Source organism: Streptomyces sp. LUP47B, assembly GCF_001746295.1.
Lineage (GTDB): Bacteria > Actinomycetota > Actinomycetes > Streptomycetales > Streptomycetaceae > Streptomyces.
On sequence record NZ_MJAH01000038.1, the window covers coordinates 1 to 25,428 of the forward strand.

Consider the following 25,428-nt stretch of genomic DNA (forward strand, 5'->3'; position numbering starts at 1 on the left):
CGTGTCCTCGGGCGCCGGCTGCGGCCGCTGTGCCGCGCGCGCGGGACGCAGCCCCGCACGCCGCCGTACGGTCTCCACGGCCGCCGCGTCCAGCAACGCCACCGGTGCTTCGGGACCGGGCGCGACGCCGGGCGGCGTACGGCGGGCGGTGCCGAGCAGCGCCGAGGTGACGAGCTCCTCCCAGGCGTCCGGCGCGGGAGCGGAGATCTTGTCCATTGGGTTCCTTTCCGTCCGGTCGGGTGCCCGGTCGATTCCGTTCAGCACAGCAGCACCGCCTCGCCCGCCCCCTCCGGCCAGGCCGTCAGCGGGGTGAAGCCGCGGTGGCCGCACTCCCCGAAGACCTTGACCGGGGCACCGCCCGAGAGCGCGACCAGGCGCCACAGGCCCGGGCGGGAACGGGCGGAGGCGGTGATCGGCAGAGCCGAGTCGCCCTCGGCGTCCATCAGTTGCCATGAGTCGCCGTCCGGGGCCGGTATCACCCGGTCCAGAGTCACGGGGACGGAGTCCAGCCACGGGTCGTCCCGCAGTGCGTCGCCGTAGCGGGCGGCCGCCTGTTCGGTCGTCACTCCCGGCGGCCGGGTCGCCGTGGGCGTGGGCGGTGCGAACTGCTCGCCGAGCGCCGCCCGCAACTGACCGGTACCGGGATAGGCGGTCACCTCCGCCTCCAGCTCGAGACCCACCGGCAACGCCAGCTCGGGGGCGCGGCCGGCGGCGCCGTAGGAGAGGAGCAGCGCCGTGCGGCCCGAGTCCGTGCCGTGCAGCCAGATCCGGCGGGTCGTCAGACGGGTGTCCGCCGTGTCGTACTGGGCGAGGACCAGCCAGCGGTCCCGTATCGCGGGGCCGTCCGCGGAGGCGGGCAGGCCGATCCGGGAACGGACCGTCGACGCGAGGCCGTCCGGCAGCCGCTCGCGGCGCAGCCAGCCCTGGTCGAGGAGGTGGATGAGGGCGCACTCCTCCAGCAGCCGCACCGGCCAGCCCGGACCGGACGAGGGGATCGCGCCCAACTCCCGCACCCGGGCGGCGAGTCCCGGTGCCTGCGCGTCGACCATGCGGGCCGCCGTCTCCTCCCACATGCCGTACCCCGCCTGCTCCGCCCCCGCCAGGCCGCCGCGCAGCAGGTCCGTCAGGCGCTGCTCCAGCTCCGTCGCACCCGCCGTGATCCGCACGGCCCGGCGCTCCGCCCTGCGCCGCGCCGCCTCCGGATCACCGGACCCGGCGGCGGAACCGGCCGCGCCCGCCGTCCGCTTCTCCTGTGCGCGCTGCCGTCTCCCCTCTGTCCACTGCTCCGCCCAGTCCGGCGGCGGCCCCGGCGGCACCGCTCCCTCCCCGCCTGCCCAGAGCAGCAGCAGCCCGAGCGCGTGCTTGCACGGGAACTTGCGGCTCGGACAACTGCACTTGTACGCGGGCCCCGTAGCGTCCGCGATGTCGATGACCGTCTGATACGGCTTGCTGCCAGTGCCCTTGCACAGCCCCCACACCGTCCCCTCGTCGGAACTCCCCGCCTCGGACCATGGCCCGGCCGCGCCGAGTTTGCTTCCCGCTTTGCGTGACGAGGCGTCAGGCGCCAGTGCCAGCACCTGATCCGCCGTCCAGCGCACCCCCTGCTGAGTCATGACATCGAAGGTAGATCCCCCCACTGACAATCGGCCGCGAGCCGGTCGTCGTGAGCACGTTTCCGCAGGTGGGATCGCATTGTCAGTGGCGTGGTGCACGGTTGGTGACAGATCCGAACCGGCCGAGCTGGAGGGGGCCTCAGCCATGACTGTGTCTGTTGAACCGATGTCCGTCGTACCGAAGCAGGGGGAGCCGGACGAGGCGTTGCGGCCGCATGCCGAGGATGCCTTCGCCGGTGAACTTGCCGCGCTGGCCGCGCAGGACGAGCGCCCGCGCCCGGCCCGCTGGAAGCTGTCGCCGTGGGCGGTGGCGACCTACCTGCTCGGCGGCACCCTGCCGGACGGCACGGTGATCACTCCGAAGTACGTGGGCCCGCGCCGGCTCGTCGAGGTCGCCGTCACGACCCTCGCCACCGACCGCGCCCTGCTCCTGCTGGGCGTGCCCGGCACCGCGAAGACCTGGGTCTCCGAGCACCTGGCCGCGGCGGTCAGCGGCGACTCGACCCTGCTCGTGCAGGGCACGGCGGGCACCCCGGAGGAGGCGATCCGCTACGGCTGGAACTACGCCCAGCTGCTCGCCAACGGCCCGAGCCGCGACGCCCTCGTGCCCAGCCCCGTGATGCGGGCCATGGCGGAGGGGATGACGGCCCGGGTCGAGGAGCTGACCCGTATCCCTGCCGACGTGCAGGACTCGCTGATCACCATCCTGTCCGAGAAGACGCTGCCGATACCGGAGCTGGGCCAGGAGGTGCAGGCGGTCCGGGGCTTCAACCTCATCGCCACGGCCAACGACCGCGACCGTGGGGTCAACGACCTCTCCAGCGCCCTGCGCCGCCGTTTCAACACGGTCGTGCTGCCGCTGCCGGAGAGTGTCGAGGCGGAGGTCGACATCGTCTCGCGCCGCGTCGACCAGATCGGCCGTTCCCTCGACCTGCCGGCCGCGCCCGACGGTGTCGCGGAGATCCGTCGCGTCGTGACGGTCTTCCGCGAGCTGCGCGACGGGATGACCTCCGACGGCCGTACGAAGCTCAAGTCGCCCAGCGGCACGCTGTCGACGGCCGAGGCCATCTCAGTCGTCACCAACGGTCTCGCCCTCGCCGCCCACTTCGGCGACGGCGTCCTGCGGGCCGGAGACGTCGCCGCGGGCATCCTCGGCGCCGTCGTCCGCGATCCGGCGGCCGACCGGGTCATCTGGCAGGAGTACCTGGAGGCGGTCGTTCGCGAGCGGGACGGCTGGAAGGACTTCTACCGGGCTTGCCGGGAGGTGAGCGCGTGAACGAGGACCTGAGGCGGGGCCGCACGGGCGGGCAGCCGGGCGGATGCCGTGCGGACATGTGGGCGGGTGGCCGCTTGCCGTCCCTGGGCGTACGGGGTGTCGGGGGCGGTGGCGGGGCTCTGGTACGGAGCGCCGGGGATGGCGCCGGGGCTTGGGTTCGGACGCCGGGGATGGTCGGGAGGGCTCCGGTTCGGACTGCCGGGGTCGTCGAGGCAAGGGGGACGGGTGTGACGGGGCTTGAGCGGGACGGCGGCGAAGGCGGGATCGGGACGGTCGTCGAGGACGACTCCAAGTGGCCTCGCAGGGGAGGGGGACGGTGTGACGGGCGTGAGTGAGGTCGGGAGCGGGGGGACCGCCGGCCGCGGAAGGTTCGGGAGCGAGGAGGCGGGTGGCTCCCGGGGGTCCGGGACTGCGGGGACGTCTGATGGCGGCGGGTCGGGAAGTGGGGGCGGGGTGCCGGGGAGCGAAGGGGAGAGGGGCCCTCGCGCGTCAGCCGGAGCGGGAATGGATGCAGGCGGTGAGTCCGGGAGCGGGGGTGTGACCGGCGGCGGTGTTCACGGAAGCCGGGAGGCCGGTGCGGGGCCGTTGCTGCTGGGGGTGCGGCATCACGGGCCGGGGTCGGCGCGGTCCGTGCGGGCGGCGTTGGACGCGGCCCGGCCCCGGGTCGTGCTGATCGAGGGGCCGCCCGAGGCAGACGCGTTGATCCCGCTGGCCGCCGAGGAGGACATGCGGCCACCGGTGGCTCTCCTCGCCCATGCCGTGGACGAGCCCGGCCGTTCGGCGTTCTGGCCGCTCGCCGAGTTCTCCCCGGAGTGGGTGGCGATCCGCTGGGCGCTGGACCACGAGGTCCCGGCTCGATTCATCGACCTGCCGGCGACGCACACGTTGGCGTGGGGAAGGGACGAAGGGGACGGGGGCCAGGCGGGCCGACCGGACGACCCCGTCGGCGAGATCCCGGAGACGGGTCCGTCCGAGGCGCCCTCGGACGCTCACGGCACCGTCCCGTCCGGCGAGGACGCTGTGGATGACGAGCCTCCCCCTCACGTCGCCGTCCGTGTCGATCCGCTCGGTGTGCTCGCCGAGGCCGCCGGATACGACGATCCCGAGCGGTGGTGGGAGGACGTCGTGGAGCACCGGGGCACGGGGCGCGGGGACGTGTTCGAGCCGTTCACCGTGCTGGAAGAGGCGATGGGGGTGCTGCGCGAGACGTACGGAACCGGCGGACATGACCGGGACCGCGTGCGCGAGGCGTACATGCGGCTCCAAATCCGTGCGGCGCAGCGGGAGTTCGGGGACGACGTGGCCGTGGTGTGCGGCGCCTGGCACGTCCCCGAGCTGCGGCGGAAGAGCACGGTCGCCGCCGACAAGGCCCTGTTGAAGGGGCTCCCCAAGGTCAAGGCGGACATGACGTGGGTGCCGTGGACGTACCGCAGGCTCTCGCGGCACAGCGGCTACGGCGCGGGGATCGACTCGCCCGGCTGGTACGGGCACCTGTTCGGTGCGCCGGACCGGCCCGTCGAGCGGTGGCTGACCAAGGTGGCCGGGCTGCTGCGGGACGAGGACCGGATCGTGTCCCCGGCACACGTCATCGAGGCCGTGCGGCTGGCCGAGACCCTGGCGGCGATGCGTGGCCGTCCCCTGCCCGGCCTGAGCGAGACGACCGACGCGGTGCGGGCGGTGATGTGCGAGGGCTCGGACGTGCCGTTGGCGCTGGTGCACGACCGGCTGGTGGTGGGGGACGTTCTGGGGGAGGTGCCGCAGGCGGCGCCCGCGGTGCCGTTGCAACGCGACCTCGACCGGATCCAGCGGCGGCTTCGGCTCCGACCGGAGGCACTGGAGCGGGAGTTGGAGCTCGACCTGCGCAAGGAGAACGACGCCGAGCGCAGCAGGCTGCTGCACCGGCTGCGGCTGCTGGGCGTGGCCTGGGGTGAGCCGGCGGCCTCGCGGGGGAGCACGGGCACGTTCCGGGAGACATGGCGGCTGAGGTGGGAGCCGGAGCTGTCGGTGCGGGTCGCCGAGGCGGGAGTGTGGGGCACGACCGTGCTCGCCGCCGCGACGGCCAAGGCGGAGGCGGACGCCGTCTCCGCGTCGGGACTCGCCGACGTCACCGCTCTCGCCGAGCGCTGTCTGCTGGCCGAACTCCCGGACGCCCTGCCCACGGTGATGCAGATTCTCGCCGACCGCGCCGCGCTGGACGCGGACGTCGGGCATCTCGCTCAGGCGCTGCCGGCCCTCGTCCGTTCCCTGCGCTACGGCGATGTGCGCGGCACCGGCACCGGCGCGCTGACGGAGGTCGCCGCGGGCCTCGCCGAGCGGGTCTTCGTCGGTCTGCCCCCGGCCTGTGCCGCGCTCGACGCGGAGGCGGCGGAGGAGATGCGCCGTCATGTGGACGCGGTCCATGGGTCGGTGGGGCTACTGGCTGAGGTGGCGTCCCCGGCACAGCACCCGCCGGGGATTTCAGGGCAGCAGGGTGGCGGCGACGCGAACGGCCCGTCAGCGACCGTAACGGGGAAGGACGATCAGGGCGCCGCAACGGCCGTACCGGGACAGGGTCTTCCCGCCGCCACCGCCGTGTCCGGGCCGGACGACAGGGGGGATGCAACGAGTCCGGCTCACCGCGGTCTCCGTGGCCGTTGGCTGGCCGTGCTCAAGGTGTTGTCCCTGCGGGACACCGTGCCCGGTGTCATTCGGGGGCGGGCTGTGCGGCTGCTGCTGGACGACGGGGAGCTGGCGCACGACGAGGCGGCGCGGCTCATGGGTCTCGTGCTGTCGCCGGGGACGGCGCCGGGGGACGCGGCCGCGTGGATCGAGGGTTTCGTCGGCGGTGGGTCCGGCGGCGGGATGCTTCTCGTGCACGACGAGCGGCTGCTCGGACTTGTCGACGCATGGCTGACCGGAGTGCCGGCGGAGGCGTTCACCGATGTGCTTCCGCTGCTGCGGCGCACGTTCTCGGCGTACGAGCCGGGAGTACGCCGGACCCTCGGCGAACTGGTACGGCGAGGGCGGGGACAGCGGGGGAGTGCGGCGGGGGCCGGGGCTGGGATACCGGGTTTCGGGGCCGACCTCGACGGCGACCGGGCGGACGCCGTGCTGCCGGTGATGCGGCTGCTGCTCGGCCTGGACGACGACCACGACGACGATTTGGCGAGCGCCGACGACAACGACCTTGCGGGGGTGGCGGGATGACGACCGAGGTAGCGGGGACACCCGGAGGCGGAGGCGGAGGCGGCAGGACAGCCGTCGCTGTCGGGGACGGGCGCGGAGACGCGTCCGGGCACAGGACCGGGTTCTGGGCGAAACACGATCCGGTGATGAGCGTGGCCGCCGTGGTCCCGCTCTGGGACCGGTTCCGGACGGGGGCACGGGGATGACGACCGAACCGAACGACCTGACGACGACGGAGACGACGGAGACGACGGAGACGACGGATCGGGTCAGGAGCCCGCGCCCGCAGACGAATCCAGCGTGGCGTCCGAGCAAGGGCCAGGCGTCGGATCCGACCGCGAAGTCACCGACGTATCCCGTACGGGATGCCGCCGACGACCGGACGACGGATGCGGCGGAAGGTGCGGCCGCGGCCTCGGCACCGGCCCCGGCGTTGGTGCCGGTCAATGCCCGCGCAGCCGCCTCCTCCTCCACGGCCCCCTCCGACGAGCGGCTGCGGCGTTGGCGGCTCGTGCTGGGTGGGGAGGCGGCCGATGGGACCGGGTGCGTGCTCGGTGGGCAGGATGCCGCGATGGACGGGGCGTTGACCGCGCTCTACGGCAGGGGGGACGGGAAGGGGCAGGCGGGGAAGGACCGTTCGGCGGGCCTTGGGGCCTCGGCGCCGTCCGTGGCGCGGTGGCTCGGGGACATCCGGACGTACTTCCCCTCGTCCGTCGTCCAGGTGATGCAGCGGGACGCCATCGACCGGCTCGGGCTGTCCACCCTGCTCCTCGAGCCGGAGATGCTGGAGGCGGTGGAGGCCGACGTGCACCTGGTCGGCACGCTGCTGTCGCTCAACAAGGCGATGCCGGAGACGACGAAGGAGACGGCACGGGCGGTCGTGCGCAAGGTCGTCGAGGACCTGGAGAAGCGGCTCGCGACTCGTACCCGCGCCACGCTCACCGGTGCCCTCGACCGCAGCGCCCGGATCAACCGACCGCGCCACCACGACATCGACTGGAACCGCACGATCTCGGCCAACCTCAAGCACTACCTCCCCGAGTACCGGACGATCGTGCCGGAGCGGCTGATCGGATACGGCCGGGCCTCCCGGTCGGTGAAGAAGGAGGTCGTCCTGTGCATCGACCAGTCGGGGTCCATGGCGGCATCCGTCGTCTACGCGTCCGTGTTCGGAGCGGTGCTGGCCTCCATGCGGTCGATCGACACGCGGCTCGTCGTCTTCGACACGGCGGTCGTCGACCTCACCGACCAGCTCGACGACCCGGTGGACGTGCTGTTCGGTACCCAGCTCGGCGGCGGCACGGACATCAACCGGGCGCTGGCGTACTGCCAGTCGCAGATCACCCGGCCCGCCGAGACGGTGATGGTGCTGATCAGCGACCTCTACGAGGGCGGCATACGCCACGAGATGCTCAAGCGGGTTGCGGCGATGAAGGCGTCCGGGGTGCAGTTCGTGACGTTGCTCGCGCTGTCGGACGAGGGGGCGCCCGCCTACGACCGGGAACACGCGGCCGCGCTGGCCGCGTTGGGCGCACCGGCCTTCGCCTGCACGCCGGACCTGTTCCCGGAGGTGATGGCGGCGGCCATCGAGAAGCGGCCGCTTCCGATACCCGACCCGGCGTGAACCCGGGTTGCCCGTTGGTGATTTGTCGACCAGGTGACCTGCGGCTTCGCCCAGCAAAACGGACATGACTACGCATCGGTAACAGGGGGCTTGCGCGACCTCGGGCACCCCGTGCGAGGATCGGCTTCTCCACAGTCTTCACCCTTCCCCACCGTTTCCCTTTCGCCTCTGTTCCGTTCCATTCCATTCCGGTTCGCTTCGTTCCGTCGTACGGAAGGACCCGCCCCCTCTTGACCTGGTCAGCAGCCCTTCCCGGTGCCGCGGTGCGCGTGCTGCGCGCGGCGTTCGGGCGGCGTGCGCTGCAAGTGGGGATGCTGGTGGGCGGGTTGTTCGTGCTCGGCTTCCTCTGCGGGGAGCAGGCACAGGCGGCCGACGGCATCGGGGCGTTGCCGGGGAAGACGGTCGGTCAGCTGGTGAAACCGCCGACCGAGCCGAGGGCCAAGGACACCGCCACACCAAAGGACACCGCCACACCCGCGTTCACGGACACGGCAAAGGGCAGCTCTCCCCAGCAGGTCGCTTCCAAGCCCGACGCCGACGCCCTTACTGACCCGGCCGACGACAAGGTTCTCCGTCCGGTGGTCGAGGACGTCGTCGGGGCCGTGGCCGGCGGTGTCGTGCGGCCCGTCGGTGATCTGGTCGAGACGGTGACCACGGGGTTGACCGAGACGGTCGGGATACCGGCGGGGTCCACCCTGCCGACGCTGCCGTCGCTCCCGGAGCCCCCGTCGTGGCCGACCCTGCCCACGGTGCCGGGTGTCCCGACGGTGCCGGGCCTGCCCGGGATCCCGAGCCAGACTCTGCCCGCGCCCGCGCCGGTCACCTCGGCGCCGCAGCCCCAGCCGGGGGCTCACGCGGCGACGAAGCCGGCCGGCGACGAGGGCTCCGCGGGCGACGACGCCGTCTACGGGCCGCGGCTCGCCGGACACGGCACCGTGACCGAGGCCGCCGCACACCCCTCCGCCCACCGCACCACCACCTCCGCCGCCCACGCGCCCGCGCACCAGGCGCCCTCCGACAACCAGGGCGGAGCCCTGGGCGGCAAGTCGGCAGTGGACAACGGCTCGTCGCGACACGGCGACGCGTATGCCGTCACCCTCGACAACCGGGCGCCGCTGCGGCTCGTGCCCGGCGCTGCCGCGAGCGTCGACGTGGCCGGGACCCGGGACAGGCACCGGGACATCCCCGTCTTCCCCGGCTAGGGCAGACCTTCCCCCGTCGCTGACCTGCCGCGCGGGGGCGGAACAGGTCTGCCCCAGCCGTTCGGACACCCCCCAGTCTTCTCAGCTCTCCGGACGGATCCCCCCTGGAGCCTCGTGGCTCCGGATGTCCCCATGCCTCTCCAGGCCCCCCAAGATCCAGGGATCTGACGCACTCATGAACAAGAACATCCGCCGTTCCATCGTCATAGCCGCCGGTGTCACCGGTGCGTGGGCACTCGGTTCCGCCGTGGCCAGCGCGGACGAGCTCCCGGCCGCCTCCCTCTCCGCCACGGACACGGCGACGGACACCGCGTCCGGCACCGCGTCCGACACGCACACCACGGTCACCGACACCCTCGCCACGGTCACCGACACACTCGACGGCACGGTCGACGGCGTCGTCTCCGACGTCACCACCGCCGTCGCCGACACCACCGGCACCGCGCAGCAGGTGACCACCGCCGACACCGCCGAGCAGGTCCGCCGCCACGCAGACGCGAAGGTCACGGTCCCGCAGGTGTCCCAGGCCGCCGAGGCCAAGGCGTCCAAGGTGAAGGGCGCCGCGGCCATCCAGGGCGCGAAGGCGGCCCGGGCCGCGCAGGCCGAGGCGAAGGCCAACGCCGCGCAGGCCGCCGCCGTCAAGGCCTCCGACGTCGCCGCGCCCACCACGCCGAGCGCACCCACCGCTCCCCAGCACGGCGTCGACTACCTCTTCGGTCCCCTCTCGGCCTTCGCTCCCGAGGTGGAGCGAGCCCTGGCCGGCGCCCAGACGAAGCTGCAGGGCGTCCAGTCGGCGGCCCGTTCTCAGGCGCAGGGCGTCGACGGCGTCGTACGGACGAAGAAGCAGCACACCGTCGCGGGCGCGGGCCGCACCGCGGCGGGCGCTACTGGCGCTGCGCACACCACGCTCGCCGGAGCGCAGGGCCGGATCGCCGGCGTCTCCGCCACGGCCGGGGCAGAGGCCACCGCCGCCACGGCCACCGCCGAGGGCACGGTCTCCTCCGTCCCGAGCCACCTCACGGGCACGGTGGACGGCGTCCGTCGGCAGGCCCTCGGCACCGTCGCGGGCGTCCCCGGGACCGTCGCCCCCGTCGTCGACCAGACGGTCGCCTGGGTCGTCCCGCCCGTCGTGACCGACGCCGTGGACGGAGTGGTGCCGGTCGCCGCGCAGGCGGTGGACGGTGTCGTGCCGGTCGCCGAAGGGGTGGTGCCCGCCGTCGGGCGGACCGTTGGCGGGGTGACCCCGGTCGCCACCGGCGCGGTGGGCGGCGTGACGCCCGTCGCCGAAGGGACCGTGGGCGGGGTCGCGCAGACCGCCGGGCACGCCGTGGGTGCCGCGACCGCGCTGGCGTACGGGGTCGTCGGGGACGTGTCCCCGGTCGCGGGCGGCGCCGTCCAGGGCGTGCGGCCCGTCGTCGGCGGCGCGGTCGCCGGAGTCGGGGGGATCCAGCAGGGCGTGGCCGCGTACGCCACCGGCACGGTCGCCGGCGTGCTCCCGGTCGTCGACGGCGTCGTCGCAGACGTGCCGCCCTACGCCACCGGCCTCGTCGGGCAGGTCGCGCAGGACACCACCGACGCCGTACTGCCCCCGGTCGTGAACACCGCCGTGCACGGCGTGGTGCCGGTCGCCGGCCAGGCCGTCACGGACGCGACCACCCTGGCGTACGGCGTCACGCGGGACGTCCACCCGTTCGCGACCGGAGTGGTCGGCGACGTCGCGCCGCTCGCATACGGCGTGGCCGGCCACACCACCGACCTGGCATACGGCGTGACGGGCGAGGTCCCGGCCTTCGCGCACGGTGTCACCGGAGCGGTCCAGCCGGTCGTCGACACCGTCACCCGTACGGCCGAGCCGGTCGTCGGCAGCGCCACGACGCTGGCGTACGGCGTGACGGGAGACGTCACGCCCTTCGCGTACGGCGTCGTCGGCGAGGCCGCTCCCCTCGTCGGGCAGGTCGGCCCCTTCGCCGGGGATCTGACCGGGACCCTTCAGGACACCGCCGGACCGCTCGCCGGGCACGCCGTCGCCGGCGTCCAGGGCGTGGCCGAGTCCCTCACCCCGGGTGACGCGCGGGACATGCGGTACCGCGCCTGACCGTCACCCGCCGAACGACTCCGTGAGGTGACGGGCCCCGGACGGCCGAAAGCCGTCGGTCTGTTCTGCCGGAACCTCACGGGCGGGGCGAAGCGGTCCCCATTGGGGTGGGGATCGACCGCCCAGGGCCCCTTGAAGAAGGGGCCGCACAAGGGGCCTCACCGGGTCGACCCCAACCCGGTGAGGCCCTTCCCCATGCCTCGCCCGCGTGTCCCGGCGCCCTCACACGCGGCACGCCGTGCCAGTGAGCGCGGCATCATGTGACAGGTATCACCGCTCAGGTGTGACCCTCGATTTAGGGGCCTCCCGCAAGCAGCGATAACCTGCGAGACGGACATGCCGCGCGCTCGGACACCGTGTGCGCCTCCCTTGTGACAGACACGGTCGGACGTCACGTTGCCCTCGCGGCACGCCCACGCAGACAACGAACCGCGAGATCACTGATAGGGACGGAAGCGCGTGGACCTGTTCGAGTACCAGGCGAGGGACCTCTTCGCCAAGCACGATGTACCGGTGCTGGCCGGTGAAGTCATCGACACGCCTGAGGCGGCCCGCGCAGCCACCGAGCGCCTCGGTGGCAAGTCCGTCGTCAAGGCCCAGGTGAAGGTCGGCGGCCGTGGCAAGGCCGGTGGCGTGAAGCTCGCCGCCACCCCGGACGAGGCCGTCGCCCGCGCGACGGACATCCTCGGCATGGACATCAAGGGCCACACGGTCCACAAGGTGATGCTCGCCGAGATGGCTCCGGAGATCGTGGAGGAGTACTACGTCTCCTTCCTCCTCGACCGTGCCAACCGCACCTTCCTCTCCATCGCGTCCGTCGAGGGCGGCATGGAGATCGAGGAGGTGGCGGAGACCCGACCCGAGGCCGTCGCCAAGACGCCCATCGACGCCAACGTGGGCGTGACCCCCGAGGTCGCCCGCCAGATCGTCGAGGCCGCGAACTTCCCGGCCGAGGTCGCCGACAAGGTCGCCGACGTGCTGGTCAAGCTCTGGAAGACCTTCATCGAAGAGGACGCCCTCCTCGTCGAGGTCAACCCGCTGGCCAAGGTCGCCTCCGGTGACATCCTCGCCCTCGACGGCAAGGTGTCGCTGGACGAGAACGCCGAGTTCCGCCACCCCGACCACGAGGTGCTCCAGGACAAGGCCGCGGCCAACCCGCTCGAGGCCGCCGCCAAGGAGAAGAACCTCAACTACGTCAAGCTCGACGGCGAGGTCGGCATCATCGGCAACGGCGCGGGTCTCGTCATGAGCACCCTGGACGTCGTCGCGTACGCCGGTGAGGCGCACGGTGGCGTCAAGCCCGCCAACTTCCTCGACATCGGCGGCGGCGCGTCCGCGGCCGTGATGGCGAACGGCCTGGAGATCATCCTGGGCGACCCCGACGTCAAGTCGGTCTTCGTCAACGTCTTCGGCGGCATCACCGCGTGCGACGAGGTCGCCAACGGCATCGTGCAGGCGCTGCAGCTGCTCGCGGACAAGGGCGAGGACGTCACCAAGCCCCTCGTCGTCCGCCTCGACGGCAACAACGCCGAGCTGGGTCGCAAGATCCTCTCCGACGCCAACCACCCGCTGGTGCAGCGCGTGGACACCATGGACGGCGCGGCCGACAAGGCCGCCGAGCTCGCGGCTGCGAAGTAAGGAAGAGGGACAGATACAGCCATGGCTATCTTCCTCAACAAGGACAGCAAGGTCATCGTCCAGGGCATGACCGGTGCCACGGGCATGAAGCACACCAAGCTCATGCTGGCCGACGGCACCAACATCGTCGGTGGCGTGAACCCCCGTAAGGCGGGCACGTCCGTCGACATCGACGGCAACGAGATCCCGGTCTTCGGCACGGTCGCCGAGGCGATCGAGAAGACGGGCGCCAACGTGTCCGTCCTCTTCGTACCGCCGGCCTTCGCCAAGGCCGCCGTCGTCGAGGCCATCGACGCCGAGATCCCCCTCGCGGTCGTCATCACCGAGGGCATCGCGGTCCACGACTCGGCCGCGTTCTACGCGTACGCCGTGTCGCAGGGCAACAAGACCCGGATCATCGGCCCGAACTGCCCCGGTCTCATCACCCCGGGCCAGTCGAACGCCGGCATCATCCCGGGCGACATCACCAAGCCGGGCCGCATCGGTCTGGTCTCGAAGTCCGGCACGCTGACGTACCAGATGATGTACGAGCTGCGGGACATCGGCTTCTCGTCCGCCGTCGGCATCGGTGGCGACCCGATCATCGGTACGACGCACATCGACGCGCTCGCCGCGTTCGAGGCCGACCCCGACACCGACCTGATCGTCATGATCGGTGAGATCGGCGGCGACGCCGAGGAGCGTGCGGCCGCGTTCATCGCGGAGAACGTGAAGAAGCCGGTCGTCGGCTACGTCGCGGGCTTCACCGCGCCCGAGGGCAAGACCATGGGCCACGCCGGCGCCATCGTCTCCGGTTCCTCCGGCACGGCCGCCGCGAAGAAGGAGGCCCTCGAGGCCGCCGGCGTCAAGGTCGGCAAGACGCCCACCGAGACGGCGAAGCTGGCGCGGGAGATCCTGGCCGGCTGAACAGGTATTCAGCTGCACGTCTGATGGGCTCGCTCCGTGGGTTGGAGCGGGCCCATCGGCGCGTCACGGGGGGCGGTCCGGTCGTCGGGCGTGTGCGGGTGCGTTGTGGCTGGTCGCGCAGTTCCCCGCGCCCCTAGGTGGGTACAGCTGGGCATGCGTCGACCGCACCGACTCAGGGGCGCGGGGAACTGCGCGACCAGCCCCCCACCGGCCGCAGTCAACGACCCACCGGTACAAGCCTCTCCGGACCGCTAGCCGTCTCCTCCCGCAGCTTCTTCCGCAGTTTCGTCTCCGCCTCCGACAGCGCCCCCGGCGCCACCCGCGCCGGCACCCCCTGCACCTCCGCCCCCGGCGCGATCGGCGGCTCGTAGTGCGTCGGAGCCGTCCGCACGGTGAGCGCCGTCGTGCCGATCAGCGTGACCGTGAACGCGATCGCGGCCCTGGTCCAGAAGCGTGCCCGGCGCTCACTCGCGGTCCGCACCGCGGGCGGCTGCGCGGCACGCAACCGCTCCCTGGAGGCCAGCGAGACCAGGCGCTCGTGCAGCTCGGACGGGTCGGCCAGGTCGGGAAGCCGTGCCGCGATCGTCGAGCGCGCGTTCATCAGCCGGTTCGCCGTCGCCGGAGTGCTCGCCTCCGTCTCCGCCGCCATCTCCGGAAGATCGAGGCCCACGCCGTCGTACAGCAGGAGGGTGCGCCGCTGTGACGGCGGGAGTTCCAGGAGTACGGCCATGAGCGCGCGGTCGGACGGGTCGGCGACGGGTTCCTCGGGGCTGCGGTGGCGGGGGCGGAAGCGGTGCCAGGGAGAGAGGGCGTACTCGTACGTCATGACCCGTACCCAGCCCGCCGGGTCCCGGTCCACCGCCACCTCGGGCCAGCGCTGCCAGGCGAGTTGGAACGCCCGCTCGACCGACTCGCGGGCGAGCTCACGTCGGCCGGTGAGCAGGTAGGCCTGCCGGACGAGCGCGGGGGCGCAGAACGCGTAGAGCGCGTCGAAGGCCTGAGCGGGTGTCAGGGGGGTGCCGGGGAGCTCCTCGTGCTCCTGCTGAGGAACCGTCACAAGGCGCCCCTTCGTACGAAAAAGTACATAGATGTATATTGAGCGACACATCGGAGGTTCGCCTGTTACGACGGGAAAGCGCGTGTCGTTGGGAGCATGGCGGTCGTGATCCAGATGACCGCTCGCCGAACCTCGTTGTCGCCCCTGATCGCCCGCGTGCGCGACCGAACGCCCGGCTTGGCCGCCGGCCTCCTGGGTGGTGCGGTGGCCGCCGGGCTGGGGCTCGGTTCGTTCGCCGTGCTCGTGATCATGCTGTGGATCAGCTCGCCGTATCCCGACAGCGGTCCGGGTGGCGCGCTGCAGGTGGCCGCGGCGCTGTGGCTGCTCGCGCACGGGGTCGAGCTGGTCCGGACGGACACGCTCTCCGGGGTTCCGGCGCCCGTGGGCGTCACCCCGTTGCTGCTACTGGCGCTGCCGTTGTGGCTGGTGCACCGGGCGGCGCGGGACGCGGCCTCGGAGGACGAGGAGTCGCCGACGGCTTCCGGGCGGGCCGCGTGGGCGGGGGTCGTGCTCGGGTACCTTCCGGTCGCCGCGGCCGCCGCACTGTACGCCTCCGGCGGTGCGCTGCGGCCCTCCTGGGTGTGGACCTGTGTGTGCCTGCCGGCCCTCGTCATGGGCGCGGCCGGTGCGGGGGTGTGGACGGCGTACGGCCGTCCCTCCGACGCCGTCGACGGAGTGCTGGTGCTGCTGCCCCCGGCGATGCGGCGGCATGTCCTCGGGGTGGAGGCCCGGGCCCGGCTCGCGGTGGCGGCACGAGCCGCGGGCGCCGGGATCTCCGTGCTCGTCGGGGGCGGGGCGGTGTTGCTGGGCGTGGCGCTGGTGGCGCACGGCACGGCGACGCGGGGCTCCTTCCTGCAGCTGACGGAGGGCTGGTCGGGACGGTTCGCCGTCCTGCTGCTGTGTCTGGCGCTGGTGCCGAACGCCGCGGTGTGGGCGGCTGGTTACGCCGTCGGACCCGGGTTCGTCCTTGGTGCGGGGCATGTGGTGGGGCCGCTGTCCTCGGATCCGGCGCCGATGCTGCCGCCGTTCCCGCTGCTGGCCGCGGTGCCGGAAGCGGGACCCGGGGAGCCGGCGCACTGGGCGGCGGGCGCGGTACCGGTGGTGGCCGGGGCGGTGGTCGGGTGGTTCGTGGGACGGGCCCCGGCCGCGGGACGGTCGCGGACGGCGGGTGCGGTGTGCTGGGCGGCGGTGCTGTGCGCCGCGGCGGTCGCCGTGCTGGCCGCGCTGGCCGGCGGGCCGCTGGGGGTGGGGACGCTGGCCCGGTTCGGGCCGGTGTGGTGGCAGGTGGGCGGAGCGGTGGTGGGCTGGATCGCGGGGGTGGGGCTTCCGGTGGCGCTGGCGGTACGGGCCTGGCGGAACCGCTCGCGAGGCGGGCCACGGCAGCGGGTGCCGTCGGTACCCAGCCTCTCGCGACGCAAGGCGACGGACACGGCTGAGACCGCCCCTGCTGCCACCCCCGGGGCTTCCCCCGGAACCCCTCCTGGGACCGCTTCCGGGGCTGCCCGCGGAACTGCTCCCGAGACCGCTTCCGGGGCTGCCCGCGGAACTGCTCCCGAGACCGCTTCCGGGGCTTCCCGCGGAACTGCTCCCGAGACCGCTTCCGGGGCTTCCCGCGGAACTGCTCCCGAGACCGCTTCCGGGGCTTCCCGCGGAACTGCTCGTGGGACCGCCTCCGGGGCTTCCCGCGGAACTGCTCGTGGGACCGCCTCCGGGGCTTCCCGCGGAACTGCTCCTGGGATCGCCTTCGGGGCTTCCCCCGGAACTGCTCGTGGGACCGCCTCCGGGGCTTCCCCCGGAACCCCTCCTGGGACCGCCTTCGGGGCCTTCCCCGGAACCGCTCGTGAGACCGCCTCCGCCTCCGGGGCTCCCCCCGGAACCGCCCGTGGGGCCGCCCCCGCGCCCGCTCCTGGAGCGTCCGCCCCGGTGGAGGCGAGTGGCCCGCAGGACAGCTCATACGCCCGCCACGACTCATACGCCCGCCACGACCAGGACGCCACCAACGCCCGTCACGACCAGGACGACACCTACGAGCCGTACGCCGTCCTGCCCGCAGCCCCCGAGACGGAGTCGGTGCCCTCGTCGACGTCCTGGTGCGACGAGACGTCGCGCGAGAACCGCTGGTCGGTCCTGAAGGAGGCGTCCGCGCCGCCGGAGGAGTCCCCGGAGAAGCCCCCGCCCGCCGACTGACGCGTCAGCTGCTCTCGCTCAGCAGGCTCCGGAGTTCCTTCGGGAGCAGGTCCGTGCACGACTGCTTCGCCTGGTTGGTGAGGGCGTCGTTCGCGCAGGTGTAGTAGTCGTCGTAGACGAGCCGCGCGGTGAAGATCCCCGCCACCACGGTGATGGCCAGGGAGGCGGTCACCAGGCCGCTCACCGCCGCGGTGGTCTGCGGGCGGGCGGACTGGGGCGGAACGGGGGTGTCCGGGTCCGGGGTGCGGGGCTTGGCGCGCAGCGCGCTGATGCCCCAGTACAGGGCCAGGGCACCCAGGAGCAGGGCCAGATAAAGCCAGCCGAAGAGGGCGAAGAAGAAGGCCCACATGCCGGAGAGCAGGGCGTAGCGGGCGCGGCGCTGGGCGGGGTCCGTCGGGTCCCAGCGCGGGTCCGGACCCCCGTTGCCCCGGCCCTCCGGGCCGCCGCCGGGGCCGGCGCCCGGGCGGTCGCCGAAGCCGCCGTCGGAGCGGCCCGGCTGGCGGTCGCTCCACTGACTGCCCCACGGGGTGCGCCCTCGGGTGTCGTCGCCCTGGCCGTCGTCCGAGCCCTCGGGGCGGCGCGGCTGCCACGGGCGGTCCGGGGTGCCCTCCGGCGGCGGGGCGAAGGGGTTGTCGTCCTCGGCCGCACCGCCCCGCCCCTCACCGTTCTTCTTGTCGGAGGAGGGGGCGTCCGGCGGCGAGGCGGGCTGCTCCCGCAGCAGCATGCCGCTGCGCTGCCCTCCCTGCACCGACTGCGGGGGGAGCGTGAGGAGTCGCAGGCTGCGGTCCGACATCAAGTGAGCGTCTTCCCCTTGAAGGATGTGACTTGCACGGCGTGGACGGAACGGTTCCGTGGGCCCGTCGGCGCGAGCCTCACCCGGTGAACGCACCGCGCACCACCCGCGTTCCCGGACCGGTCCCTCCCAGACGCTACCTTCCGGCCACGCCCCCGTCCCGTGGGGGCCTTCCGGTGTGCCGGTATCGTTGCTGACGTTCGGCCGCTTCGTAGACTTCCCCGTATCCCGGGGCTCGAAGCATTCGTACGACCGTACAAACGCTCTCCGAGAAAGGGCCCCGCCGTGGCCGCCAAGCCCGTGGCCGAGCAGGCCAGGCCGGTCAAGCGACTGGTCGTGCTGGTCTCCGGATCCGGTACGAACCTACAGGCGCTCCTTGACGCCATCGAGACGACCGGCACGGCGGCCTACGGTGCCGCGATCGTGGCCGTCGGGGCGGACCGCGAGAACATCGAGGGGCTCGCCCGGGCCGAGCGGGCCGGGATCCCCACCTTCGTCCGCAAGGTCAAGGACTTCGAGACCCGCGAGGAGTGGGACGCCGCCCTCGCCGAGGCCGTCTCCGCGTACGAACCCGACCTCGTGGTGTCCGCCGGGTTCATGAAGATCGTGGGGAAGGAGTTCCTCGCGCGCTTCGGCGGGCGGTTCGTGAACACCCACCCCGCGCTGCTGCCCAGTTTTCCGGGGGCCCACGGAGTGCGCGACGCGCTCGCGTACGGAGCCAGGGTCACCGGCTGCACCGTCCACTTCGTCGACGACGGCGTCGACACCGGACCGATCATCGCCCAGGGCGTGGTGGAGATCCGGGACGAGGACGACGAGAGCGCTCTGCACGAGCGCATCAAGGAAGTCGAGCGAAGGCTGCTCGTCGAGGTCGTGGGGCGGCTCGCCCGCAACGGCTATCGCATTGAGGGACGAAAGGTAGTTATCCAGTGACCGCCGAGAGCATCGAGAACGGCAGGCGGGCCATCCGTCGCGCGCTCGTCAGCGTCTACGACAAGACCGGGCTCGAAGAGCTTGCCCGCGGGCTGCACGAGGCCGGCGTCGAACTCGTCTCCACCGGGTCCACCGCGGGCCGTATCGCCGCCGCCGGCGTCCCCGTCACCAAGGTCGAGGAGCTCACCGGCTTCCCCGAGTGCCTGGACGGCCGCGTCAAGACCCTGCACCCGCGCGTGCACGCCGGCATCCTCGCCGACCTGCGGCTGGACAGCCACCGCGAGCAGCTGGCGGAGCTGGGCGTCGAGCCGTTCGACCTCGTCGTCGTGAACCTCTACCCGTTCCGCGAGACCGTCGCCTCCGGTGCGAGCCCCGACGAGTGCGTCGAGCAGATCGACATCGGCGGCCCGTCCATGGTGCGCGCCGCCGCGAAGAACCACCCGTCGGTCGCCGTCGTGACCAGCCCCGAGCGATACGCGGACGTCCTGGCCGCGGTCAAGGGCGGCGGCTTCGACCTCACCACCCGCAAGCGGCTCGCCGCCGAGGCCTTCCGGCACACCGCCGAGTACGACATCGCCGTCGCCAGCTGGTTCGCCAGCGCCTACGCCCCCGTGGACGAGTCGCTCTTCCCCGACTTCCTCGGCGCCACCCTGGAGCGCCGCAGCACCCTGCGCTACGGCGAGAACCCGCATCAGCCCGCCGCGCTCTACGTCGACGGCACCGGCGTCGGCCTCGCCGAGGCCGAGCAGCTGCACGGCAAGGAGATGTCGTACAACAACTACACGGACACGGACGCCGCCCGCCGTGCCGCGTACGACCACACCGAGCCGGCCGTCGCGATCATCAAGCACGCCAACCCCTGCGGCATCGCGATCGGCGGGGACGTCGCCGAGGCGCACCGCAAGGCACACGCGTGTGACCCGCTGTCGGCCTTCGGCGGGGTCATCGCCGTCAACCGGCCGGTCAGCAAGGAGATGGCCGAGCAGGTCGCGGAGATCTTCACCGAGGTCATCGTCGCGCCCGACTACGAGGACGGCGCCCTCGAAGCTCTCGCCAAGAAGAAGAACATCCGGGTCCTGAAGGCCCCGGCCGCGCCCGCGCACCCCGCCGAGGTCAAGCCCATCGACGGCGGCGCGCTCCTCCAGGTCACCGACCGCCTCCAGGCCGAGGGCGACGACCCGGCGAACTGGACCCTGGCGACCGGCGAGGCCCTGAGCGCGGACGAGCTCGGCGAGCTCGCCTTCGCCTGGCGGGCCTGCCGGGCCGTCAAGTCCAACGCCATCCTCCTCGCCAAGGACGGCGCGTCGGTCGGTGTCGGCATGGGGCAGGTCAACCGGGTCGACTCCGCGAAGCTGGCCGTCGAGCGGGCCGGCGCCGAGCGTGCGCAGGGCTCGTACGCGGCCTCGGACGCCTTCTTCCCGTTCCCGGACGGCCTGGAGGTCCTCCTGGAGGCCGGTGTGAAGGCGGTCGTCCAGCCGGGCGGCTCGGTCCGTGACGAACTCGTCGTCGAGGCCGCGCAGAAGGCCGGCATCACGATGTACTTCACGGGGACGCGGCACTTCTTCCACTGACGGAACACCCACCTGGGCGGTGCTACGTCGAACTGCGCAGCGCCGCCCAGGTGTTGGTACCCACCTCGCCGTCCACCTCCAGCCCCTTGGCGCTCTGGAACTGCTTGACCGCCGACTGCGTGTCCTTGCCGAACTCGCCGTCCACGCCCGAACCGCCCACGCTGTAGCCGCGCTTGGTCAGCATGCACTGCACCTGCACGACCCGCTGGCCCTTGTCGCCGTAGTCGGTGAGTTCGGTGCCGGAGTAGTAGGTGCAGCCGGAGATCCAGGCGGGGGTGGCAGGGGGCGCCGCGGTCCTGGTCACCGTGGCGGTGGGGGTGGGCGCGGTGCTGTTTCCGCCGCCCGTGCCGCCGCCGTTTTGGGTGGCTGTCGCGGACGGAGTGCTGTCCGGTGCGCTGCTGCTCTGCGCGGGGGCGGCCGTCTGCGGCTCGCTCTTGTCCTTCTTCTTCTCGCCGGCGTCCTTGCCGGAGGGTGAGGCGGAGGCGCCGGTCCCGGAAGAGGTCGGTGCGGCGGAGGCGCTGACGCTGCCGGCGCGCGTCGGGGCGGCGGCGGCCGGGGAGTCGAGGCCCGGGCGGGTGAGCAGGAAGGCCCCGACGGCCACGGCCCCGACGGCGATCCCCGCGACGGCGGCCAGCAGGGGCCTGCGCCGCTTACCGGAACCGGTGGACGGGGCGGGGAGCGGTGAGAGCACCGGCTCCGTGGGCGTGCGGAAGTGGGGCAACTGCCGGACGGGCCCGCCCTCCAGCACCGCACACCCCTGCTGCCGGTCCATGAGCCGGGCGGCCAGTGTGTCGTGCCAGTGTGACGTGCGGCCGTGCCCGGCGGCCGTGGCCGCGTCGGTCAGTTGCCGCGGGGCGGGGCGCCCGGCGGGGTCCTTGGCGAGACAGGCGGACAGCAGCGCGGCCAACGCGGGGTCCGCCCGCGCGAGTTCGGCCATGACCTCGGTGTCGGGTGCCTCGAAGGCGACCCGGTGCATCACGTCCACGCCGGTCCCGTCGCCGAAGGGGGCGTGCCCGGTGGCGGCGTAGACGAGGGTGCAGCCGAGGGAGAAGACGTCGGAGGCGGCGTCGCAGCGGCCCTCGCGCAGATACTCGGGCGCCATGTACGCGGCCGTGCCGACCCGGTTGCCGGTCGTGGTGATCGCGCTGCTGTCGGCCGCGCGGGAGATGCCGAAGTCGATGACGTGCGTGCCCCTGGGGGACAGGATCACGTTGGACGGCTTGAGATCCCGGTGCACGACCCCGGCGGCGGCCAGCGCCGACAGGGCCTCCCCGAGTTCCGCGACCAGCCGCCACACCCCGGCCGGCTCCAGCAGCCCACACTCGCGGACGGCCTCGGCGAGGTTGAGGCCGGGCAGGTACTCGGTGGCCATCCACAGCAGCGCGTCGTCGAATCCGGTGCCCAGCAGATGCGGTGCGCGCGGTGTGCGCACCCGGCCGTGCACGGCGGCCTCGCGCTCGAACCGTCGCCGGAAGTCCGGGCCTTCGGCGTACTCGGGCCGGATCACCTTCACGGCGGCGAGCCCCGGGGCGTCGTCGGCGCGCCGGGCCAGATAGACCCGGCCCATGCCGCCGCTGCCGAGCAGCCCGAGCGGGACGTAGGGTCCGATACGTCCGGGATCGGCGGGCAGCAGCGGGGCCGCGCCCGCCTGCCGCAGCGCGTCACCGGCCGCCGGTATGTCTGTCACGGTCCCCCCGACCTGCCTTTTCTATCCTCAACGTGCTCTCGCGTCACGCGAGTTGACTGAGGAGAGGCTAGCGCCCCGCTGCCGGGGAGTGCCGGGATACGGGGGGAACGCGGCCCGCGCATACGTGAGCGCGGTCTCCGGCCCTCCCCCGAAGGGGCCGGAGACCGCGCGGTCCGCGCCGGGTCAGGTGACCCGGGTGCCGGAGGGCTGTACACCGGTGACGCGCGTGCCGTCGGGGTGGTAGCCGCCGGTCACCCGCGTGCCGTCCGGTGTGGAGAGGTCGCGGTCGGCCGGCGCGGCCCAGTCGCGGTTGCCGTCGGTGACGACGGTCACGCGGGTGCCGTCCGGTGCGGTTCCCTCGCGCGAGTCCGGCACGGCCGCGGACACGGCCGCCGCGGAGCCGGCGACCAGTGCCCCGGCCGCGAGCAGCAGTGCGGCGGGCTTGATGATGTTCACGTCGATACCCCCAGGTGAACTTCGGTGTGGTGCCGCCGAAGCGGCGTGTGCCCACCCTGCCGGTCCGTCCCCCGCACGGGTACCTGAGAAGTCTGAGGGTCACTTCTCGCCGGGCGGCGTGTACTCCTTGAGGTACTGCGCGATCCGGGCCGCGTAGTCGCGGTACTTCGCGGGGACCCCGCCCGCGTCGTTCACCTTGTCGTACGACGTCCGGTAGGCGGCGGCGATCAGCACCCGGTGGTCGTCCGGCAGACCGGCGTCCAGGCGGGGCGCGATCCAGCACAGGTAACGGGCCATCGCCGGGATGGACTCGGCGGGCGGGAAGGGCGGTTGGGGCATGGTGTCGGCGGGCGTGCCGTCCGCGTTCATCCAGAACCGCAGCACCCTCGGGGTCCAACGGGCGATGCCGTACTCGTCGTTGGTCGGGTCGGAGAGATCCGGGTCGAAGTCGCTCTCCGTCTTCAGCATGGCGGCGATCAGGGCCGGGGTGACGTCCTGCTGCGCGCAGTCGTGCGCCGACTCGACGATCAGTACCCGGTAGCCGGCCGGGACGCCTTTGTCCGTACGGAGTTCGGCGGCGCCGTAGGTCGCGGGTGAGACGGTCGCCGTGGCGGAGGAGCCACCTGTGGGGTCGTCGTCGGAGGTCCAGTCGCTGATGCCCCAGCCCAGCGCGGCGAGTGCTCCGGTGGCGAGCAGTGCCGCCGCCGCGACCGTCGTACGGCGGGGGCGGCGCGTGAGGAAGGGGAGAGGCGGGCGGGCGGTGCCGGCGGCGGTCTCGACACGGCGTAACAGGGGCTCCACCGTGACGCGTTCGGCGTGTGTGCGGGTGAGGCAGTCGCGGACGATCTCCCGCCAGTCGTCGGGGAGTTCGGGGGACAGCCGCAGGTCGTCGGTGCCGCGGGCGTAGGCGGCGGCCGCGTCCCGGCGGGCCGTCTGGGTGCCGCCGGGCAGCGGGAAGGTGTCGGTGAGGACCAGGTGCGCGAGGACGCCGAAGGCCCAGACGTCGGCGGAGGGGCGGATCCGGCGGCCGCGTTCACCGATCTCCGCCCACAGGAGTTCCGGCGGGGTGTAGTCGGGTGTGGAGAAGGCGGGGGTGTAGGCGTGGGTGCCCTCCAGCTCCGCCGCCATGTTGAAGTCGGCGAGCCGGGCCGAACCGTCCTCCATCAGCAGGACGTTGGCGGGCTTCAGATCGCCGTGCACCCAGTTCGCGCGGTGCAGCTGGGCCAGTCCCTCGCAGATCTGGGCGAGCAGGGCGGGGCCGGACGGCGGGCGGGGCCGGGTGGCCAGCAGGGCCGACAGGGAGGTCCGCGCCTTCTCCAGTATGAGGACGGTGGCGCCGTCCAGCTCCGGGCGCTCGGGGTCGTCGACGACGAGGGTGTCGTACATCCGGATCAGCCGGGGGCGTCTGAGCCGGCGGTACAACCGCACCTCTCGCTCCACGAGTTCCCGCAGATGGGTGAGCCGGCGGGGCGTCCCGGTGCCGGTGGGCAGGAACTTCAGGGCGGCCACGGCGGGCTGCCCGTCCCGCCGCCGGCCCTCGTACACGCTCCCGAAGGCGCCCGTGGCGATCGGCTCGCGCACCTCCCAGCCGCCCACCCGGTAGCCCCGGGGGACCGGCACGGCGTACGGCTCGGTCACCGGGCCGCCCCGCCGCCGGAACCCGTCAGCACCACCAGGTCCTCCTCGCGGACCAGGTCGAAGCGGAGCGCGAGGGAGACCAGGGACTCCTTCTTGCCGTTCAGCCGCGGGCCCGGGTCGGCCTCCTCCGGGCCGGGCTTCAGGCGCAGCTTCACCGCCAGGTAGTCGATGTTCCACTGCACCGAAGTGCGGGAGGCCGCCGCCCAGTGGGGGCGCAGCCGCTCGACCACCTGGTCCACGGTGGGCAGCGGGGCGTGCGGTTCGCCGCGCAGCCGGGGCTCGCACAGCGCGGCGAGGACCGCGAAGTACCGCTTGGTCCGGTCGACGGAGAAGGCGGGCGCGGTGGTCGTCCCCTCGAGGTCGTCGTCGGCGCGCAGATAGTCGTGGCGCGGCGCCCACACGTCGATGGCGATCAGGTCGCCCGCGGCCGGCAGCACGATCCGCGAGAACTCGAAGGGGACCGGCGCCTCCAGGCGCCCCGGCCCGACCTTGATGTGCTCGCCCGCGCCCTCCGGGTTCTCCACGACGTACGTCTGCAGTCCGGACAGGTTGCTCAGCGCCCAGAACGCCCCCTGCGCGGTGATCTCGCCGGCTCTTCGCGACACCCCCTCGTGGGGGATCCGCACCGCGCAGGCGGCGCCGCGTCCGAAGGTCAGCCGCTCGCCCGGGGCGAGTCGCAGCTGCTGTGGTGCAGTCCGGTCCTCCGTGGTCGGCGGAGGTACCACGATGATGCTGTACACGGTCCGTCTCCCCGTCCCCCGCGTGTCTACGAGCCAGGGTGGGTGACGCCCCGGGGCCGTGTCACGACGTGACACGGCCCCGGAGGAAGTATGGCGAGAAGGCGACGTGGCGATCCGTCGCCGATTGTGGTGAAGCGGTGCTCAGTTCGTACGGATGACGATGCTCGAGCAGATCTTGTCGGCGAAGGTCTGACGCTTGGCGTCCCAGGCCGGCCACAGCCAGCCGAGGTAGCACGCGAGGCTGTCCAGGAAGTGCGCGAGACGGCGGACGAAGGCCATGCCGACGCCGAGGGGCTGTCCGTCGATCTCCCGCACCAGACGGATGCCGACCGCCTGCTTGCCGAGCGTCTGGCCGGTGCGGCCCTCCCGGATCAGCTGCCAGATCGCGACGCCGAGGACGGCGAGGTAACCGATGAGCGCCAGGGCCCACACCTTGGTGCCCGCCCCGATGGCGACGATGATGTAGGGGACCACGAACACGAGCATGTCGACCAGCAGGCCGAGGAAGCGCTGGCCCCAGTTCGCGTACGGGGGCTGCGCGCCGTAGCCCGGCTGCTGCGGGTAGCCGTAGGCGGAGGCCGGGACCTGCGGCGCCTGCGGGTAGCCGTAGCCCGGCTGCTGGGGGTATCCCTGCTGCGGCGGTACGCCGGGGGGAGCCTGCTGCGGGTAGCCGTAACCGGGCTGCTGCTGCGGCGGCTGCTGGGGGTAGCCGTAGCCGGGCTGCTGCGGCTGCTGCTGGGGGTTCTGGGGGTTCTGCGGCTTCTCGTAAGGGTTGTTGGGCGAGCCGAAACTCATGGTGTTCCTCCGTGGGCCAAGCTGGGGACAATGCGGACTGCGCGGAGGAACG

At 73.0% G+C, this 25,428-nt stretch carries 18 protein-coding genes and 1 pseudogene; 10 read left to right on the top strand and 9 right to left on the bottom strand.

All coding sequences use genetic code 11. The features are described from left to right. Together BFN33_RS48650 and BFN33_RS48655 are read right to left on the bottom strand one after the other, a co-directional pair. Positions 1 to 216: pseudogene (locus BFN33_RS48650) on the bottom strand (hypothetical protein); the annotation flags it as partial. 41 nt (positions 217 to 257) lie between these two features. Further along, entirely contained in the window at positions 258 to 1,613 is a 1,356-nt protein-coding gene (locus tag BFN33_RS48655; protein ID WP_069766655.1) for an SWIM zinc finger family protein, read from the bottom strand. A 145-nt stretch (positions 1,614 to 1,758) separates the two neighbouring features. On the opposite strand from BFN33_RS48655, the gene BFN33_RS48660 reads away from it, so the two are divergent. The 7 genes from BFN33_RS48660 to sucD all read left to right on the top strand — a co-directional run bounded on the left by BFN33_RS48660 (position 1,759) and on the right by sucD (position 13,519). Continuing rightward, the gene (locus BFN33_RS48660) at positions 1,759 to 2,889 is read left to right on the top strand and encodes an AAA family ATPase (RefSeq protein WP_069766656.1); all 1,131 of its coding nucleotides are present in this window, start codon (positions 1,759 to 1,761) and stop codon (positions 2,887 to 2,889) included. A gap of 504 nt (positions 2,890 to 3,393) precedes the next feature. Then, positions 3,394 to 6,075 carry a DUF5682 family protein gene (locus tag BFN33_RS48665; RefSeq protein WP_256123102.1) on the top strand — a complete coding sequence of 894 codons (2,682 nt, stop codon included), beginning with the start codon at positions 3,394 to 3,396 and terminating at the stop codon, positions 6,073 to 6,075. Between the two features lie 181 nt (positions 6,076 to 6,256). Continuing rightward, a complete protein-coding gene (locus BFN33_RS48670; RefSeq protein ID WP_256123103.1) occupies positions 6,257 to 7,678 on the top strand; it encodes a VWA domain-containing protein in 1,422 nt (473 codons plus the stop codon). A 230-nt stretch (positions 7,679 to 7,908) separates the two neighbouring features. Beyond that, a complete protein-coding gene (locus BFN33_RS48675; RefSeq protein WP_069766657.1) occupies positions 7,909 to 8,880 on the top strand; it encodes a hypothetical protein in 972 nt (323 codons plus the stop codon). 175 nt (positions 8,881 to 9,055) lie between these two features. Continuing rightward, the gene (locus BFN33_RS55190; protein WP_256123104.1) at positions 9,056 to 10,975 is read left to right on the top strand and encodes a hypothetical protein; all 1,920 of its coding nucleotides are present in this window, start codon (positions 9,056 to 9,058) and stop codon (positions 10,973 to 10,975) included. A gap of 459 nt (positions 10,976 to 11,434) precedes the next feature. After that, positions 11,435 to 12,613, top strand: coding sequence for an ADP-forming succinate--CoA ligase subunit beta (gene sucC / locus BFN33_RS48685; RefSeq protein ID WP_069766658.1), 1,179 nt, complete (start codon positions 11,435 to 11,437; stop codon positions 12,611 to 12,613). Positions 12,614 to 12,634: 21 nt separating this feature from the next. Next, positions 12,635 to 13,519, top strand: a complete 885-nt coding sequence (gene sucD / locus BFN33_RS48690; protein ID WP_046261564.1) for a succinate--CoA ligase subunit alpha — start codon at positions 12,635 to 12,637, stop codon at positions 13,517 to 13,519. A gap of 217 nt (positions 13,520 to 13,736) precedes the next feature. Here sucD and BFN33_RS48695 read toward each other — a convergent pair whose 3' ends face one another. Further along, complete coding sequence (locus BFN33_RS48695; RefSeq protein ID WP_069766659.1) at positions 13,737 to 14,627, bottom strand: sigma factor-like helix-turn-helix DNA-binding protein; 891 nt, start codon at positions 14,625 to 14,627, stop codon at positions 13,737 to 13,739. 45 nt (positions 14,628 to 14,672) lie between these two features. On the opposite strand from BFN33_RS48695, the gene BFN33_RS55195 reads away from it, so the two are divergent. Next, complete coding sequence (locus tag BFN33_RS55195; RefSeq protein ID WP_256123105.1) at positions 14,673 to 16,763, top strand: DUF6350 family protein; 2,091 nt, start codon at positions 14,673 to 14,675, stop codon at positions 16,761 to 16,763. Between the two features lie 4 nt (positions 16,764 to 16,767). Here BFN33_RS55195 and BFN33_RS48705 read toward each other — a convergent pair whose 3' ends face one another. After that, positions 16,768 to 17,556: a hypothetical protein gene (locus tag BFN33_RS48705; protein WP_069766660.1), complete on the bottom strand. Its 789-nt coding sequence runs from the start codon at positions 17,554 to 17,556 to the stop codon at positions 16,768 to 16,770. A 285-nt stretch (positions 17,557 to 17,841) separates the two neighbouring features. Here BFN33_RS48705 and purN point away from each other — a divergent pair, with 285 nt between their 5' ends. Together purN and purH are read left to right on the top strand one after the other, a co-directional pair. Continuing rightward, entirely contained in the window at positions 17,842 to 18,489 is a 648-nt protein-coding gene (gene purN / locus BFN33_RS48710) for a phosphoribosylglycinamide formyltransferase (RefSeq protein WP_069766661.1), read from the top strand. Next, positions 18,486 to 20,060, top strand: coding sequence for a bifunctional phosphoribosylaminoimidazolecarboxamide formyltransferase/IMP cyclohydrolase (purH, locus tag BFN33_RS48715; protein ID WP_069766662.1), 1,575 nt, complete (start codon positions 18,486 to 18,488; stop codon positions 20,058 to 20,060). Before purN ends, purH begins: the two co-directional genes overlap by 4 nt. Positions 20,061 to 20,082: 22 nt before the next feature. On the opposite strand, the gene BFN33_RS48720 is transcribed toward purH, so the two are convergent. The 5 genes from BFN33_RS48720 to BFN33_RS48740 all read right to left on the bottom strand — a co-directional run bounded on the left by BFN33_RS48720 (position 20,083) and on the right by BFN33_RS48740 (position 25,376). Next, positions 20,083 to 21,747, bottom strand: coding sequence for a serine/threonine-protein kinase (locus BFN33_RS48720; RefSeq protein ID WP_069766663.1), 1,665 nt, complete (start codon positions 21,745 to 21,747; stop codon positions 20,083 to 20,085). 183 nt (positions 21,748 to 21,930) lie between these two features. Continuing rightward, positions 21,931 to 22,203 (bottom strand): hypothetical protein, encoded by a 273-nt coding sequence (locus tag BFN33_RS48725; RefSeq protein WP_069766664.1) that lies wholly within the window; start codon positions 22,201 to 22,203, stop codon positions 21,931 to 21,933. Positions 22,204 to 22,302: 99 nt separating this feature from the next. After that, positions 22,303 to 23,841: a protein kinase gene (locus tag BFN33_RS48730; protein ID WP_069766665.1), complete on the bottom strand. Its 1,539-nt coding sequence runs from the start codon at positions 23,839 to 23,841 to the stop codon at positions 22,303 to 22,305. Beyond that, positions 23,838 to 24,581 (bottom strand): FHA domain-containing protein, encoded by a 744-nt coding sequence (locus tag BFN33_RS48735; protein ID WP_069766666.1) that lies wholly within the window; start codon positions 24,579 to 24,581, stop codon positions 23,838 to 23,840. The genes BFN33_RS48730 and BFN33_RS48735 overlap by 4 nt, the downstream gene beginning before the upstream one ends. Positions 24,582 to 24,722: 141 nt before the next feature. Beyond that, complete coding sequence (locus BFN33_RS48740; RefSeq protein WP_069766667.1) at positions 24,723 to 25,376, bottom strand: RDD family protein; 654 nt, start codon at positions 25,374 to 25,376, stop codon at positions 24,723 to 24,725. Positions 25,377 to 25,428 lie beyond the last annotated feature (52 nt).

Bases quoted from the DNA above. Each gene is read 5' to 3' on its own strand.
- BFN33_RS48655 (WP_069766655.1), bottom strand. From the start codon at position 1,613: ATGACTCAGCAGGGGGTGCGCTGGACGGCGGATCAGGTGCTGGCACTG.
- BFN33_RS48660 (WP_069766656.1), top strand. From the start codon at position 1,759: ATGACTGTGTCTGTTGAACCGATGTCCGTCGTACCGAAGCAGGGGGAG.
- BFN33_RS48665 (WP_256123102.1), top strand. From the start codon at position 3,394: ATGGATGCAGGCGGTGAGTCCGGGAGCGGGGGTGTGACCGGCGGCGGT.
- BFN33_RS48670 (WP_256123103.1), top strand. From the start codon at position 6,257: ATGACGACCGAACCGAACGACCTGACGACGACGGAGACGACGGAGACG.
- BFN33_RS55190 (WP_256123104.1), top strand. From the start codon at position 9,056: ATGAACAAGAACATCCGCCGTTCCATCGTCATAGCCGCCGGTGTCACC.
- sucD (WP_046261564.1), top strand. From the start codon at position 12,635: ATGGCTATCTTCCTCAACAAGGACAGCAAGGTCATCGTCCAGGGCATG.
- BFN33_RS48695 (WP_069766659.1), bottom strand. From the start codon at position 14,627: ATGTGTCGCTCAATATACATCTATGTACTTTTTCGTACGAAGGGGCGC.
- BFN33_RS55195 (WP_256123105.1), top strand. From the start codon at position 14,673: ATGGCGGTCGTGATCCAGATGACCGCTCGCCGAACCTCGTTGTCGCCC.
- BFN33_RS48705 (WP_069766660.1), bottom strand. From the start codon at position 17,556: ATGTCGGACCGCAGCCTGCGACTCCTCACGCTCCCCCCGCAGTCGGTG.
- BFN33_RS48740 (WP_069766667.1), bottom strand. From the start codon at position 25,376: ATGAGTTTCGGCTCGCCCAACAACCCTTACGAGAAGCCGCAGAACCCC.